This window comes from Pseudaquabacterium pictum, assembly GCF_005403045.1.
Lineage (GTDB): Bacteria > Pseudomonadota > Gammaproteobacteria > Burkholderiales > Burkholderiaceae_C > Pseudaquabacterium > Pseudaquabacterium pictum.
In genome coordinates this window covers 59,172-73,191 of sequence record NZ_BJCL01000012.1, presented here as the reverse complement: position 1 = coordinate 73,191, position 14,020 = coordinate 59,172, and the positions used below count along the sequence as shown (strand labels likewise).

Here is a 14,020-nt window from a genome sequence, read left to right as displayed (position 1 = left end):
CTCAGGGTTTCTTGTGAGACGACCGCTTGATCGCCTCGTTGATCTCACGGATCGAGCGCTCGATCTCGGCGTCGTCCAGTTCTTCGGCCGGCACTTCGCCGGCGGCCAGGCTGGCCTGGATGGTGGAGGCGAAGACCTCGTCTCCCAGCGCCCGGGTGTGCACCACCGGCGGCGCGGCGTGCGGCTCGGCACCTTCCCACTCCACCGCCAGCACCGTCACGTTGTCGCTCTTGCTGCCGGCGCTGCGCAGGGCCTGCTCGGCCAGGTCGGGCACGGCGTCGGACACGGTGCGGGCACCCAGCGTCTGCACGATGGCCTCGTCGCTCACGGCGCCCCACAGGCCGTCACTGCACAGCATCAGCCGGTCGCCGGCCTGCAGCACCATCGGGCCCGACGTGTCGACCACCGGCTTGCCGGGGCTGCCCAGGCAGGTGAACAGCACATTGCGGTTGTAGCGGTGGGCATCACCCGGCAGCGGCTGGCCGGACTGCGCCAGCGCGCCCTGCAGCTCGCTGTAGCTGTGGTCCCGGGTGCGGGCCAGCAGCTTGTCGCCGCGCACCAGGTACAGGCGGCTGTCGCCGCAGTGCGCCCAGTAGGCCGAGGTGCCTTGCAGCACGCAGGCCACCACGGTGGTGCGCGGCGTGTCCATCAGGCCGCGGTCGGTGGCATAGCGCAGCAGTTGCTGGTGGCCGGCCATCACGGCATCCTGCAGGAAGCGCAGCGGATCCTTCAGCGTGGGCTTGGCATCGCGCTGGAACAGCGCCGACAGCGTCTGCAGCGCCAGCTGCGAGGCCACCTCGCCCTCCGGATGACCGCCCATGCCGTCGGCCAGCGCAAACAGCCCCGCCGAGCGGGTGTAGCAATAGCCCATCCGGTCTTCGTTCTTGGGCCGGCCACCCTTGCGGCTGACTTGGTAGACGTTGAACCTCATGACCGTGCAGCCCCTCGCCCGGCGGGTACGCCGCGCGATCCCCCAAGGGGATGGCGGGCCGGCTTGGGAGCGGCCCGGCGCTCGGCCCGCCTCCAGAATTTGGCTCCGCAGATCACGTCTTGGCCCCGGTCTTCAGACTCTCGAACTGCAGCTTCATGCGCTCGGAGAAGCTCAGCTTGGTGTAGCGGCGCTCGGTCTCGCGGGCCAGTTCCTTCTGCAGCGCGAACACGCTCTGCGGCCGGCTCAGCGGGTCCAGCGACATGCACCATTCCGTCACCTCGATCAGGTTGTCGGAGTACACATTGCGCAGGCGGGAGAGGCTCAGCGCCAGGCGGTCCTTTTCCAGCCGCTGCGGTGCGTCATTCGGCGGATAGCCCTGCATGCAGGCGTAGAGGCAGGCGCCGATGGCATAGATGTCGGTCCACGGGCCCAGGGTGCCGTCGCGGCGGTACATCTCGGGCGCGGCGAAGCCGGGGGTGTACATCGGCCGGATGAAGTTGCCCTCTTTCGACAGCACCTCGCGCGCGGCACCGAAGTCCAGCATCACCGCCTTGTTGTCGTTGGTGATGAAGACATTGGCCGGCTTGATGTCCAGGTGCAGCATCTTGTGCTGGTGCACGATGCGCAGGCCGCGCAGGATCTCGTCGAACAGGCTGCGGATGGTGCTCTCGCGGAACACCTTGTCGCGCTTCAAGTCCCGCGCGGTGACGATGAAATCCTGCAGGGTGTCGCCCTGCAGGTAGTTCATCACCATGTAGACGGTCTCGTTCTCGCGGAAGAAGTTCAGCACGCTCACCACGCTGGGGTGGCTGATCTGCGCGAGGCTGCGGCCTTCTTCGAAGAAACTCTTCAGGCCCAGCCGGTACAGCGGCTGCTTCTCGGGCTTGACCCGCGGCGTCAGTTCGCCGGGCGAGCGCTCGGCCAGCGAGGCGGGCAGGTATTCCTTGATCGCCACGTTGTGGCGGTCGGCGTCTTCCGCCAGGTAGACCACGCCGAACCCACCGGCTGCCAGCTTCTTGACGATGGCATAGCCGCCGACCACCGTGCCCGCGGGCAAAGGGGCAGGCTTGGGCTTTGACATAATCCGTGTTTTCCCTTGTCTGGTGGGTCGATGTCAGTTTACAGCATGACCGGTTTTGCCCATGCCACGCACGGCGCGGGGGGCAGCACCGACGAACCCGCCAGCCGCGGCACCTCGGCAGCGTCGGCCGTCAGCGTGGAGGTGCGCTCGGTCAACAGCCGCTTCCTCGACCTGGCCTTCCGCCTGCCCGATGAGCTGCGCGGCCTGGAACCGGCGCTGCGCGACCTGGTCGGCGCGACCTTCAAGCGCGGCAAGATCGAGCTGCGGGTGGCCACCCAGCGCGAAGCCGATGGCGCCTGGCCGCAGCCCCAGGCCGAGCAGCTGAACCGGCTGTCGCGGCTGGAATCCACCGTCACCAGCTGGCTGCCCAACGCCCGGCCGCTGAGCGTGAACGAGGCGCTGGGCTGGTGCCGCCAGGGCGGCGTGCCCGAGCGGCTGGACGAGGCGGCGCTGGCCGCGGCGCGCGTGGCCATCGACGGCCTGCGCGAGGCCCGGGCGCGCGAAGGTGCCCGCCTGGTGGCCATCCTGCAGGAGCGCATCGCCCGCCTGCGCGAGCTGGCCACGCAGGCCGCACCGCTGGTGCCGGCGGTGGTGCAGCGCCAGCAGCAGCGCTTCCTGGACCGATGGAACGAGGCACTGCAGAACGCCGGTGCGGGCGGCAGCGTGACGGCCGAGGCGCTGCGCGACCGTGCGCTGAACGAGGCTGCCGCCTATGCGCTGCGCATCGACGTGGCCGAGGAGCTGGCCCGCCTCGGCGCCCACCTCGACGAGATCAGCCGCCTGCTGCTGGCCGGCGGTGAGCTGGGCAAACGGCTGGATTTCCTGATCCAGGAACTGCACCGCGAAGCCAACACCCTGGGCAGCAAGTCGTCGGCGCTGGAGCTGACGAATGTGTCGGTGGAGATGAAGGTCGCGATCGAGCAGATGCGCGAGCAGGTGCAGAACCTGGAGTAGTCCCGAGACGTCTCTTGCCGTCCGTCTGCCAACAGGAACAAACTGGTGCCGATGGACCGACGCGCAGTGATCAGCGCCATCCGAACGCGTGCAAGGAAGTTCGGATTTCCCACCCGCTCGGATGGGCGGCGCACCGGCCATGCGCAAACCACTGTTCGACTTCACTGATCCGGACGCCGCGACCGCGTGGCGGGCCATCGACGACCGCGTGATGGGCGGCATCTCCCGCAGCGCAATGCGCCACGCCCCAGCCGGTCACGCCGTGTTCGAGGGAACCGTCTCGCTGGAGCGCAACGGAGGCTTTGCCTCGGTGCGGTCGAGCCCTGGCGAACGGGGCCTGGCTGGCGCCCAGGCCTGCCTCATCGAAGTGCGCGGTGACAACAAGCGGTTCAAGCTCAGCCTGCTGACCGACGACGGCTTCGACAGCCTGAACCACCAGGCCAGCTTCACCCCCCAGGGGACCGACTGGCAGACCGTGCACCTGCCACTCGCCGACTTCCGCGCCAGCTTCCGCGGGCGCGAGGTCACCGGTGCACCACCGCTGGCCCCCGCAAACATCCGCCAGGTCGGCCTGATGATCGCGGCACGCCAGGCCGGCAGCTTCGAGCTCCACATCCGGCGGATCTGCCTCATCTGACCCGACCTGCGCCCAGCGACCGAACCAGGGGCACGTCCAGTGCCCCGCAGCCCTCGAAGCAGGGGCGGCGCCGCACGCGCCGCAACAGCACGTGCCGCGCCTGCGGCAGCGACATGGCGAACGCCAGTCTGTGCCGGGCGGGATTGCCCGAGGCCAAAACACGACGCCCCCGCGCAGCCGTCAGGATTCGAAGGCGGCCGCCGGCCGAAAGCATGCGCGCTGGCGAGCGCGCAGACCTGGACTGCAAGCGCGGCGTGGTCGCGTGGGTCGCCCCGGCAAACCCTCGCGACGCACGCCACGCTTGGATCGGCAGGATTCGGTGCGCCGATGGCGCCCGTTGCCCTGCTGGTGGAGCCGTGGTGTTCGCCACGCCAGAACCCGCCGGAGCCGACGCCCCGGTCGGCACCGGTTGCCCGCTGGCAGATCAGGCCACGGTCCATGCAGTCGACGTGACCGGCGTGTGGCGGGCGCCCGCGGGACTGCATGCCCAGCCAGTGGGTGTCGGGCCGGCGGGGCCGCGTGGCGGCGTCGATCTTCACGAACGGCATGGCCAGGGCCCGCGTCCAATCCGGATGCTGGTTGGCCAGGGTGACCACCGGGTCGAGGTCAAGGCGATCGGTGGGACTGGCGGTGCATCGCTCCTGCCGAGCCAGGGCAACGGCGCGCCGCACCGGGCATGCCGATTGCCCGAGGCCGCCATGTTCACTTTGTCGACCACGCGTTGTGCGCAGCCTCCTCCACCCATGCGCGTGGCCCGAGGACCGCACTTGCTGGATGTGTCGGCGACCTGGGGGCCGGGGGCCAGCCAGCAAGGCATGCTGTTGGCGCGCCAGGCGGCATTGACCGGGCTGGACTGGCGTCACACCGTGATGGCGCCAGGCGCCACCGGCAGCGGCCTGATCGACGCCGGCGGTGTGGCCTTGCCCTGGACCAGTGGCCACAGGCTGCCGCTGGGTCGCGAGCGGCTGGTGCAGCTGATGGCGCACGCAGGCCGGACCTGATCGAAGTGGCCGATCCTGGCACGCTGCGCCCAGGCGCACGTGGCCAATCTCTGCGCAGGTTTCGACCGGGTGCTTGCATCCAGCCAAGGCATGGTGCAACGCCTGCGGCAGTGGGGCCTGCGCCACGTCCAGCACCAGCCGCTGGGGGTGGACTGCGCCATCTTCCATCCCGGGCAGGCCGACCCGCTGGTGCGGCGGCGCAGCTTGCGCCACCTGTGCGTTCCATCGGGCACCCGGCTGCTGGTGTGCACCGGCGGTCTCGAGGCCGGCAAGCACCTCGACATGCTGGCCGGGGCGGTGGACCTGCTGGGCCCCGGGCACCTGCTGGTGGCCGCCGGCGCCGACCCACGGCCACCCCGCGGAAAGCGGGTCGGCTGCTGCCCAGGCACCCTGGACCATGCCCGGGCGCACGACTGGCCCCTGGTGCTGCGCCAGGTGGTGCAACGCTACCGACGGATGCGGGCGCATGCGGCGGCCCAGCGCGCCTGGATGCGGACCCCGCCGCTGCACATGGCAGCCGGTCGGCCACGCGGACCGGCCGGAGCCAGCGCCGGGGCCGGGCGGCGTTGTCGCCGTCCGGTGGTCGGTCCAAGGCTGCGTGCCACGCAGCCCTGCGGTGACCTCGGCGCGTCAGCGGTGGATGTCGGCGCCGCGTGCGTCCCGCCACATCCTGGCGAGCTGGTCGGCGTCCTCGTCGCTGCGCGGGCGCACGCCGAGCAGGATGCCGCCCTGCGCAATGCCGGACTCATAGCCCTTGACGCGCTCCTCGGGGATGCCCAGGCCGATCAGCGCACCGACCAGCGTGCCGGCCGCTCCGCCGGCGCCGGCGCCGGCCAGTGCCGCAACCACCGGGCCGGCGATCACCAGGCCCAGGCCGGGCAGCGCGATGCTGGTGCCCACGGCCGCCAGCACCGCGGCGATGGCCCCCACGGTGCCGCCAATGCCCGCGCCGATGCCGGCACCTTCGGCCGCCTTGTTGCCCAGTGCGGTCTCGACACCGTCGCCACCACCCGCGCTGCGGTTGCCGAAGTGGCGCTCACGGGTGGCGTCGGACATGACCAGGTTGACATCGTCCTTGCCGTAGCCGCGGTCGACCACGCCTTGGTAGGCGCGTTCGGCACTGTCGCGGTCAGGGAAGAGGCCAGTGATGACGCGTGAGGTGTCTGCCATGGGAATGCTCCTTGAGATCAAAGTGGGATGTCGGGCCGCAGCCGGCATCGGCGGTGTCGGATCGACGTCACGGCATCGGCAATCGCCGTGCCCGCCCCAGGCGGACACGGCAGGCTTGTGCGTCGAGGACGACGCGATCAACGTGCTGCCGATGCAGGCGCTGTTCGAACGCCGGCCCGACCTGCACTGGCTGGTGGCAAGCCGTCACGGCGCCTTGTGCGCACGGCACAGCGGCAGCAGACGGCTGGTGTCATAGCCCACGCCGTTGGCCAGTGCCACCAGGCGCTGCAGTTCGTCGGCAGGCAAGTGCGGGCTGCGCGACAACAGCCACAGCCCCCTGCGGGAGGGATGGCCGACGATCGCCACCCGGTAGTTGGCCGCCGCCTCGTCGACATGCAGCACCCACCGATCGGCCCATGCCAGCGGCAACCAGCGCAGCCAGGCCGGCAGGAAGCTCACTTCCAGCCGGGCGCCACCGCTGCCGGGCACCACCCGGGCCACCCCGTCAGTCGAGCGCAGCCGACCCTTGGCGTTGCGGCATTCGTTGCGCACGCCGAGCAGGCCACCCTGTGGGGTGTAGCTGACGCGCGACGGTGCCGCACAGCCGTGTTCGAACGGCTGTGGCAGTCGGGCCTGTTCATGCCAGGTGCCGACAAAGCGCACCAGGTCCAGGTGCGCCACGGTGGCGGGCGCCGGGCGCTCGCCAGTGGCCGCATGGTCGCTGCGGCCTGCCATCAAGCGCTGCAGCAACGGCACGGCCACACCCACCACCGTGACAGCGGTGGCCAGGCTCACCCGTTGACGCCAACGCGCAGGCAGCATCGGCCACGCCATCGGCAGCAGGCTCAGCAGCAGCGCCGCGGGCCCGGCAGCCTGGGCCGCAGGGCCACGTGGACGCAGGGGCGCCGTTGGGTGGTGGCGCCGCTGCAGCCCCCACACCAGCGCACCGCCAGCTGCGGCCACGGCCGCCAGCTTCAGCAGCAGGGCGGAAGGCGCCGTCGCCTTCCGCGCCCGCATGCCCAGGTCTTGCACCCGCGAACGCACCCGCTGCTCACGCGCGACCAGCTGCTCTTCCATCCGGCGGATGCGGATGTCCAGATCGATGTCGCCGTCCGGCGCTGAGGAAGGCCACACAGCCGCGGGCGGGCTGTGCGGCAACGACGAGTCGGCCATGCTGGGTCAGCGCGACAGGCGGGCCACCAGCAGGCCCACTGCCAGAGCGGCGCCCACCGCGGCCAGCGGGTTCTCGCGCACGGTGCAGCGCACGCTCTCCAGCCAGTCCGCGGTCATGTCCCGAACCTGGTCGGCGCGCTCATCCAGCATGTCGGTGGCGCCGGCCATCTCGGCCTGCAGGCGCTGCACCTGGGGCGCCACCTGCTCGGCCAGGCGGTCGATGGTCTGGTGCGCCGTGTCGGCCATGGCGTCCAGCAGGTCGGGGCGGCTGCCGTTGGTGCCTGGGGAGAGGCCATCGGCGCCGGTCGTGGCGGTCTGCTGATCGGGCTGGCTGACGAAGTCTGGGGTGGATGCGGTGACCATGGATGGCTCCTGTGCGCGGTGGATGAGGTGACCGTCTCCCGGGCAATCGGCGTGCCGCGTCGCGGAACGAGGCCGCGGCACGGCCATGCGGGCGCCGTGTCGCCGTGGATGCCCGGGCGCGCCGATTGCCCCGCGGCAGCAGGCATCCAGCCCGCCGCGGCGACACGCCCCCTGACGGCGGTTGCTGCGCCCACCGTGATCCACGGGGCACCGGAAACGGCGCCGCTGGCTCGCCAACCCCCCACCTCCACCAAGGCCATCACACCATGTCCAATGCCCCGCATCCCGATGACGCCGCCGCAGAGCGCGACCAACTGTGGTCGTTGATCAAGGGCATCCGCTTTGCGCTGTTCACCACACGCCACGGCAATGGCCATCTGCATGGGCGGCCCATGACGATGCAGAACCGGGCGATCGGCGAAGACGACCGCCTGTGGTTCTTCATGTCGGCACAGGGCGCACCGGTCAGCGACCTGCTGGTCGAGCCGCAGGTCAACATCGGCTACGCCGATCCAGGCGAAGACCGGTATGTCTCGGTGTCGGGGACCGCCGCCGTGGTCGACGACGCCGCCATGAAGCACGCGCTGTGGTCGCCGATGGCCGCTGCCTGGTTCCCGGGCGGAGCCGACGACAGCGACCTGGCCTTGGTGCAGGTGCGGATCAGCCACGCCAGCTACTGGGACGTGCAGGACAGCAAGCTGACCCAGGTGGTCAAGATGACCCGGGCGGCGATCACCGGCACCCCACCCACCGACCTGGGCGAGCACGGTGAACTGCGGCTGACCTGACGCCGCAGGCCGCCAGCATGCAGGCGGTAGACCCGCTCAACGGGCGCAAAGGCCAGGCGCCGCGCCCTGCCTGCGTGCGCGCCTGGCACCAGCGGCGCCGATGGCCGATCTTGCAACATCTGCAGCAAGGCCTGCACACCGGCACGGGCTCGGCACCTGCCAGCACAGCGCCTGGTCCTGCATGTGGTCTTGGCCTACAAGCCATCGCGGCCCTGTCTGCCGCGCCGCCGCCGCCGGTGCGATGACCATCGGTGCCACCCACTGACTGGAGATGACGATGACCGCAAGGGCAATCAACGCACTGCATGACATTCACACCGCCACGAACGACGTGCTGACGGGCTACCGCGAGATGCTCGCGCGGGCGCAGCCGGAGATCCAGCCCGACATCCGGCGGCTGATCGGCCTGCACGAAGGGCATGCGCAGGAACAGCAGGCCGAGCTGGTGCGGCTGCGCGATGCGGGTGAAGACGATACCTCGCTGCAGGGCACGGTGAACAAGGTCGTGGTGATGCTGCGCGACTGGCTTTCCAGTCTGGACCGGAATGTCCTGCCGGCGGTGCGCGACGGGGAGGAGTCCCTGTGCGGCGTCTACGACAAGGCGCTGCAGCAGCGCGAGGTGGCCAGCCACGCCAGCATCGGGACGCTGCTGACAACCCAGCGCGCTGCGATCGCCAGCGAGGTCATGCGGCTGCCGCGCGACTGACGGGCCGCCAGCAGAGGGCTCCGATGCCCGCGGGATCATCGCGCGGACAGCGCCGTCTGTCAGCGCCGCGTGTCGTCACCCGCTTCGGCCGCAGACCGCTTCCACTGGGCAGGCACCTGGGCGAGCCGGTCCCCGACGATGCCAAGCACGGCCCGGTTCCAGCCGAGGCCGATGTGGCTGCCGCTCACCTCGATGTCCTGCACCCGGTCGGACTCCACCGCATGCCTGCATGCCTGCCAAGCCACCACGCCGTCGGTGCGGCTGTAGATCGACATCGTGGGCAGGCCTGGCGCACTGCGCAGCCGGGTTGACCAGGCGGCGGTCAAGGGCGGCGCCGCACCGCCCAGCAACCGGAAGATCCAGCCCGCATGGGTGTGTCCTGCGCCGGCATCGAACGGCGTGCCCAAGGTGATGACCTGACACACCAGCGGACGCAAGGACTTTGCCAACCCGCGCGCACAGATGCCCCCCAGCTTCCAGCCGATGAACGTGGCGTGCTGCTCGAATCCGCCGAGCAGATCGGTCACATGCGCCTGCAGGTCGGCCAGCCAGGCCTCGGGGTCGCCTTGCGGGCCGCGGTTCAAGCCCCGGCCCCAGTCGAGCGCCGCATAGCCCAGCGACTCGCAGTGGCGGCGCAGCGGGGCCACCGCATGGCCGTCGGTGCCCAGGCCAGGGAAGATGACCACCGGATGGCCATCACCGGCAACGGGACAGCGCGCCGGTGTGAAGGCACGGTGGGACACATCTTCGACCGCGGCGCGCAGCGGCTCGGCGCCCAGCAGCGTCAGCGACGGCCGCGGGATGGACTGGATGGACAGCATGGGGCTCGATCAAGAAGTGCCTGGCGGTGCGCCAACCACTGGCTCGGCAAGCCACCCCGGCGATGAACGCGCCCGTCGGTCCGCCAGCGCACCGACGGTGGCCCTCGCCGACCGCTAAGGTTCCGTGATCGGCCTGACGCCTTCCTCACCCACTCTGGAGTCCACCATGACGACACACCCATCTCGCCTGTTGCTGACGGCAGTTGCCACGGCCCTGGCAGCCTCTCTGCTGGTGGCCTGCAACAAGGCACCCGAGCCCACCGCGCCCACCCCTGCCTCATCCGGCACGGTCGGCACCCAGATCGATGACGCGGTCATCACCTCCAACGTCAAGGCAGCCCTGCTCGGCGAGCCCGACATCAAGAGCCTGGACATCAGCGTCGACACCATCAAGGGCGAGGTCAAGCTCACCGGTCTGGTCGACAACCAGGCCCAGATCGACCAAGCCGCCCTGGTGGCCACCCGCGCCAGCGGCACGACCAGCGTGCGCAATGAACTGCGGATCAAGCCCTGAGCCAGCCACCGCGTCTGACCGGCATGGCCATGCGCGCAGACACGGGCGCGCGTTGAACAGGTCGCCGTGAGGGCTGGCCAAGGCGCCGGTCATGTCCAGGTTTCCAGCATGCCCGGCCCGGCCACCTGACACGGAGCGCAGCCGATGGCAAGGGCGGCGCCGCAGGCGCGCCGCAGGCGCGCCGCAGGCGGTCAGGTCTTGCGGGCGCCGTCCTTCAACGCTTCCTTGGCATTGCCCACCTGCTTCTGCACCTTGCCGGCCACTTCCCTGGCCGTGCCCTTGGCTTCCTGCTCGGGGCTGTCCAACAAGTCACCGGTCTTGCGCTGGATCTTGCCGGCCACTTCCTTGGCGGCGCCCCTGATCTGGTCCTTGTTCATGCGTCGTGCTCCTGGTCGGGCGGGGATTCGCCCGTCCAGATCGGGCAAACGGCATGCCCGCGCAACACGGGTGGCAACAGACAGCCACAGGCCTGCGGGTTGCCACCCAGGTGGCGACGGCAACCGCCGGCAGCCAAGACACTGGACGAACGCTGCGATGCCATGGATCGACTGGCGTCCGGCCCTGGCCGGGACCGCGCCAGGCCAGCGCCTGCGCCCGAACGCCCGCTCAGGCCTGACGGCGGCGCCGCTCCACCGACTCGATGCGCAGCATCTGACGGTACTTGGTGACCGTGCGGCGCGCCACCACCAGGCCCTGGTCTGCCAGCTGGCGGGTGATGTCGGCATCGGACAGTGGCGCGGCCTGCCGCTCCGCCTCGATGATGTCCTTGACCAGCCCGCGGATGGCGGTACCTGAGCATGCGCTGCCGCTGGCACTGACCATCGCCCGCGAGAAGAAGTACTTCAGCTCGAACACGCCCAAGGGGGTGGACATGTACTTGTTGCTGGTCACGCGTGACACGGTGGATTCATGGATGCCCACCTCCTCGGCGATCTCCTTCAGACCCATCGGCTTCATCGCCATGGGTCCGAACTCGAAGAAGTGCCGCTGCCGCCGCAGGATGGCCTCGGCCACATCGAGAATGGTGGCAAAGCGCTGCTCGACATTGTGCAACGTCCAGCTCGCCTCCAGCAGCTGGCCGGCCATCTCGGTGTGCTGGGCCGAGCGATGGCGCTTGAACAGTTCCGCATAGACCAGCGACCTGGTGCCCGATTTCCTGACGTCGGTGCGAGACGGCGCCTTCTACGGCTGGCCGTACAGCTATCACGGCCACCATGTCGACGTGCGGGTGCAGCCCGGCGACCCGGCGCGCGTGGCCTCGGCCGTCACGCCCGATTTCGCACTGGGAACCCACGTGGCGCCGCTGGGGCTGGCCGCGTCGGCGGGCAGCGACCTGCCGGCGCCGTTCGCGCGGGGCATGTTCGTCGGCCTGCACGGTTCGTGGAACCGGCGCCCGAAGAGCGGCTACCAGGTCGTCTTCGTGCCATTCCGCGATGGCCGCCCGGCTGGGCCGGCGGTGGAACTGCTGGGCGGCTTCCTCAGTGGCGATGGCGACGCCTGGGGCCGGCCCGTGGGTGTGGCCGTCGACACGCGCGGTGGCCTGCTGGTGGCCGACGACGTGGGCAACACCGTCTGGCGCGTGACCGCTGCGCCTTGATGGTCGTGCCGTGGCGCCATCATGCCGCGACTTCCTGCCCCCCCGCCGCCGCCTCCGGCCTACCACCCCCGACCCTGACCCTGACCCTGGAAGCCGAAACGATGAACCGCTACGCCGCCGCCTACGCCGGCACCGCCACCGTGCTGGTGGCGCTCGACCTGTTGTGGCTGGGCGTCATCGCCAAGCCGCTGTACCAGCAGGGCATCGGCCACCTGATGGCCGAGCAGCCCGTGGTGCCGGTGGCCGTGCTGTTCTACCTGCTGTACGCGGTGGCGGTGGTGGTGTTCGCGGTGGCACCGCAGCTGGCGCCGGCCGCGCCGCGCGGCTGGGCCGAAACGCTGGGCATGGCGGCGCTGTTCGGCTTCTTCGCCTACGCCACCTACGATCTGACCAACCTGGCCACGCTGAAGGGCTGGCCGCTGGGTCTGTCGCTGATCGACATGGCCTGGGGCACGGTGGTCAGCACAGCCTCGGCGGCCGGCGGCAAGGCGGCGCTGGACTGGGCGACGCGGACCTGATGCGCGCCGCGGCCATCGGCATCTCCCCTTGAACACCGTCCCGCCTGCCTGCATGAGCGTGTTGTCGCGCGTTGGCCTGCAGCCGGGCACCAGCCCGTGTCGGCGATGCTGAGCAAGTGGTGCCCGGCGGGCGCCCCGGCCGCCGGCGCTGCTACAGCGCGTCGAGATGAAAGCGCTGCCTCAGCAGCGCCTTGAAGCGACGCACCACCGCCAGCGTGTCCCGCAGCAGGTCCCGGTCCAGCGTGCTCAGCGCGGCCAGGTGCACGCCGTCATCGGCCCGGCCGGCGGCCAGCGCCGCCAGGCCGGCGTCGAGCTTCAGCCGCATCAGCACATGCAGGGCCTCCACCAGGGCAGTGCCCAGGTCGGCCGGCAGGCTGCCGGCGGCCACCAGGGCAGCCACCCGTTCGGCCGTGCCGGTGGCCGGCACATGGCCGGCCAGGGCCAGCGCCCGCACGCCGTGCACCAGCGGGAACAGGCCGGCCTTCTTCAGGTCCAGCGCGGCCTCGGGCGGCGGCGGCGCGCCGGGGTGCAGCAGGCGGCTCCACCAGCTGCCGTGGGCGGCCTCGGCGGCGCCGTCGAAAGCCAGCGCCACCGCGGCGAAGCGGGCCAGCAGCGCATCGTTGTCGGCCGCCAGATCCCACACCGCGCCCTGCACCTGGGCCAGCAGGCGCGCATCGCCGCAGACTGCATGGGCATCCAGGAAGATGGCCAGCGCCATCACGCTGTCGGCGGTGGGCATCAGCAGCCAGCGCCGCGCCCGCTGCGCCAGCGCGCTGGCACTGCCGCGCCAGTCGGGGTTGCTGAGCATGATGCGGCCCGGGCACGGCGGGTAGCCGAAGCGGGTCAGCGCCTGGCTGAAGCGCTGGCAGATGGCGTCCAGGTCGGCCGGCGGCTGGTAGCCGTCACGCAGCACCAGGGCGTTGTCCTGGTCGGTCTTCAGCAGTTGCTCGCCGCGGCCCTCGCTGCCCATCACGAACAGGCAGCTGTGGGCCACCAGGTCGCCCGGGGCGATCAGCTGCCAGGCGCGCTCGAACAGGCGCGCATTCAACGCCTGCACCAGCCGCGCGATCAGGGCCACCCGGGTGCCGCTGGCATGCATCAGGCCGATCATCCGGGTGATCTGCGCCGCCGCCGCCTCCAGCGCCGCCAGGTCGGCCGCGTCCAGGATCTGCCGCGTCACCAGGTAGCTGTGGTTGGACAGGAAGCTCAGCAGGTCGGCCTGCTCCAGCACGCCGGCCACGTCGGCCTCGGCAGGCACGGCCGGCAGCTGGTCATGCGGTGCGTGCAGCACCACCAGGCGCTGCACCCGGTGGCGGATCATCAGCGCCAGGGCATCGAACACCGGCGTGTCCAGCGCCACCACCACCAGCGGCTGGCTGGCCAGAACGCCCACCGCCAGCTGCGCCAGCGGCCGGCCGTCGAGGATGGCCCGCTGCAGCCCCGAGGTGCTGAAGATGCCGAGTCCCGGCTGCGGCAGGCCGTCGCCGCGCACCAGCACCTGCGTCGTGCGGGCGCTGCGGAACAGCCGCACCACCGACACCACATCCATGGCCGCCTCCACCGTGTGCAGCGGCCGCACGCCCACCGCCCGCACCGGCGCCAGCGTCAGGCTCTGCAGCTGGTGGCGGCCCAGGCCGGCGTCCAGATCGGCAGGCATCGGACCGGCGGTGGCTGGATCAGGGTGTGGCATGCGTCAGCGGGGCTCCGCTGGCGATCTGACCACAGCCACCTGACGCCAAGCCTGCCGGGCATCAAGCGGGCGCGCT

15 protein-coding genes and 2 pseudogenes are annotated in these 14,020 nt (G+C 70.9%); 8 read left to right on the top strand and 9 right to left on the bottom strand.

What is annotated here, in order from left to right; translation table 11 throughout:
• Position 1: 1 nt before the first annotated feature.
• Entirely contained in the window at positions 2 to 931 is a 930-nt protein-coding gene (locus FFT10_RS20010) for a PP2C family protein-serine/threonine phosphatase (protein ID WP_137734637.1), read from the bottom strand.
• A gap of 112 nt (positions 932 to 1,043) precedes the next feature.
• Positions 1,044 to 2,012 carry a serine/threonine protein kinase gene (locus FFT10_RS20005; protein ID WP_137734636.1) on the bottom strand — a complete coding sequence of 323 codons (969 nt, stop codon included), beginning with the start codon at positions 2,010 to 2,012 and terminating at the stop codon, positions 1,044 to 1,046.
• A gap of 30 nt (positions 2,013 to 2,042) precedes the next feature.
• Between FFT10_RS20005 and FFT10_RS20000 the strand changes: the two genes are divergently transcribed.
• The 3 genes from FFT10_RS20000 (at position 2,043) to FFT10_RS19990 (ending at position 4,604) form a co-directional block, all read left to right on the top strand.
• Positions 2,043 to 2,966 (top strand): YicC/YloC family endoribonuclease, encoded by a 924-nt coding sequence (locus FFT10_RS20000; RefSeq protein ID WP_137734635.1) that lies wholly within the window; start codon positions 2,043 to 2,045, stop codon positions 2,964 to 2,966.
• Positions 2,967 to 3,105: 139 nt separating this feature from the next.
• On the top strand, positions 3,106 to 3,603 hold the full coding sequence (locus FFT10_RS19995; RefSeq protein WP_137734634.1) for a CIA30 family protein: 498 nt from the start codon (positions 3,106 to 3,108) through the stop codon (positions 3,601 to 3,603).
• A gap of 359 nt (positions 3,604 to 3,962) precedes the next feature.
• Positions 3,963 to 4,604 (top strand): hypothetical protein, encoded by a 642-nt coding sequence (locus tag FFT10_RS19990; protein WP_137734633.1) that lies wholly within the window; start codon positions 3,963 to 3,965, stop codon positions 4,602 to 4,604.
• 630 nt (positions 4,605 to 5,234) lie between these two features.
• On the opposite strand, the gene FFT10_RS19985 is transcribed toward FFT10_RS19990, so the two are convergent.
• The 3 genes from FFT10_RS19985 to FFT10_RS19975 form a co-directional block, all read right to left on the bottom strand.
• Complete coding sequence (locus FFT10_RS19985) at positions 5,235 to 5,774, bottom strand: hypothetical protein (protein ID WP_137734632.1); 540 nt, start codon at positions 5,772 to 5,774, stop codon at positions 5,235 to 5,237.
• Between the two features lie 204 nt (positions 5,775 to 5,978).
• Positions 5,979 to 6,908 (bottom strand): lipocalin family protein, encoded by a 930-nt coding sequence (locus tag FFT10_RS19980; RefSeq protein WP_137734631.1) that lies wholly within the window; start codon positions 6,906 to 6,908, stop codon positions 5,979 to 5,981.
• A 45-nt stretch (positions 6,909 to 6,953) separates the two neighbouring features.
• Positions 6,954 to 7,310, bottom strand: a complete 357-nt coding sequence (locus FFT10_RS19975; RefSeq protein WP_137734630.1) for a DUF883 family protein — start codon at positions 7,308 to 7,310, stop codon at positions 6,954 to 6,956.
• A gap of 266 nt (positions 7,311 to 7,576) precedes the next feature.
• Here FFT10_RS19975 and FFT10_RS19970 point away from each other — a divergent pair, with 266 nt between their 5' ends.
• Together FFT10_RS19970 and FFT10_RS19965 are read left to right on the top strand one after the other, a co-directional pair.
• Positions 7,577 to 8,098, top strand: a complete 522-nt coding sequence (locus FFT10_RS19970) for a pyridoxamine 5'-phosphate oxidase family protein (RefSeq protein ID WP_137734629.1) — start codon at positions 7,577 to 7,579, stop codon at positions 8,096 to 8,098.
• 271 nt (positions 8,099 to 8,369) lie between these two features.
• Positions 8,370 to 8,804, top strand: coding sequence for a DUF2383 domain-containing protein (locus tag FFT10_RS19965; protein WP_137734628.1), 435 nt, complete (start codon positions 8,370 to 8,372; stop codon positions 8,802 to 8,804).
• Between the two features lie 59 nt (positions 8,805 to 8,863).
• Here FFT10_RS19965 and FFT10_RS19960 read toward each other — a convergent pair whose 3' ends face one another.
• Positions 8,864 to 9,625, bottom strand: coding sequence for an esterase/lipase family protein (locus tag FFT10_RS19960; RefSeq protein WP_137734627.1), 762 nt, complete (start codon positions 9,623 to 9,625; stop codon positions 8,864 to 8,866).
• A gap of 166 nt (positions 9,626 to 9,791) precedes the next feature.
• On the opposite strand from FFT10_RS19960, the gene FFT10_RS19955 reads away from it, so the two are divergent.
• On the top strand, positions 9,792 to 10,139 hold the full coding sequence (locus FFT10_RS19955; protein WP_137734626.1) for a BON domain-containing protein: 348 nt from the start codon (positions 9,792 to 9,794) through the stop codon (positions 10,137 to 10,139).
• Between the two features lie 191 nt (positions 10,140 to 10,330).
• Here FFT10_RS19955 and FFT10_RS19950 read toward each other — a convergent pair whose 3' ends face one another.
• The gene (locus FFT10_RS19950) at positions 10,331 to 10,516 is read right to left on the bottom strand and encodes a CsbD family protein (protein WP_137734625.1); all 186 of its coding nucleotides are present in this window, start codon (positions 10,514 to 10,516) and stop codon (positions 10,331 to 10,333) included.
• Between the two features lie 229 nt (positions 10,517 to 10,745).
• Positions 10,746 to 11,273: pseudogene (locus FFT10_RS19945) on the bottom strand (RNA polymerase factor sigma-54); the annotation flags it as partial.
• A gap of 1 nt (position 11,274) precedes the next feature.
• Between FFT10_RS19945 and FFT10_RS19940 the strand changes: the two are divergent.
• A pseudogene (locus FFT10_RS19940) lies at positions 11,275 to 11,736 on the top strand (PQQ-dependent sugar dehydrogenase); the annotation flags it as partial.
• A gap of 101 nt (positions 11,737 to 11,837) precedes the next feature.
• Complete coding sequence (locus tag FFT10_RS19935) at positions 11,838 to 12,254, top strand: DUF2177 family protein (protein WP_137734624.1); 417 nt, start codon at positions 11,838 to 11,840, stop codon at positions 12,252 to 12,254.
• A gap of 151 nt (positions 12,255 to 12,405) precedes the next feature.
• Here FFT10_RS19935 and FFT10_RS19930 read toward each other — a convergent pair whose 3' ends face one another.
• Positions 12,406 to 13,911 carry a DUF294 nucleotidyltransferase-like domain-containing protein gene (locus FFT10_RS19930; protein ID WP_228027200.1) on the bottom strand — a complete coding sequence of 502 codons (1,506 nt, stop codon included), beginning with the start codon at positions 13,909 to 13,911 and terminating at the stop codon, positions 12,406 to 12,408.
• Positions 13,912 to 14,020 lie beyond the last annotated feature (109 nt).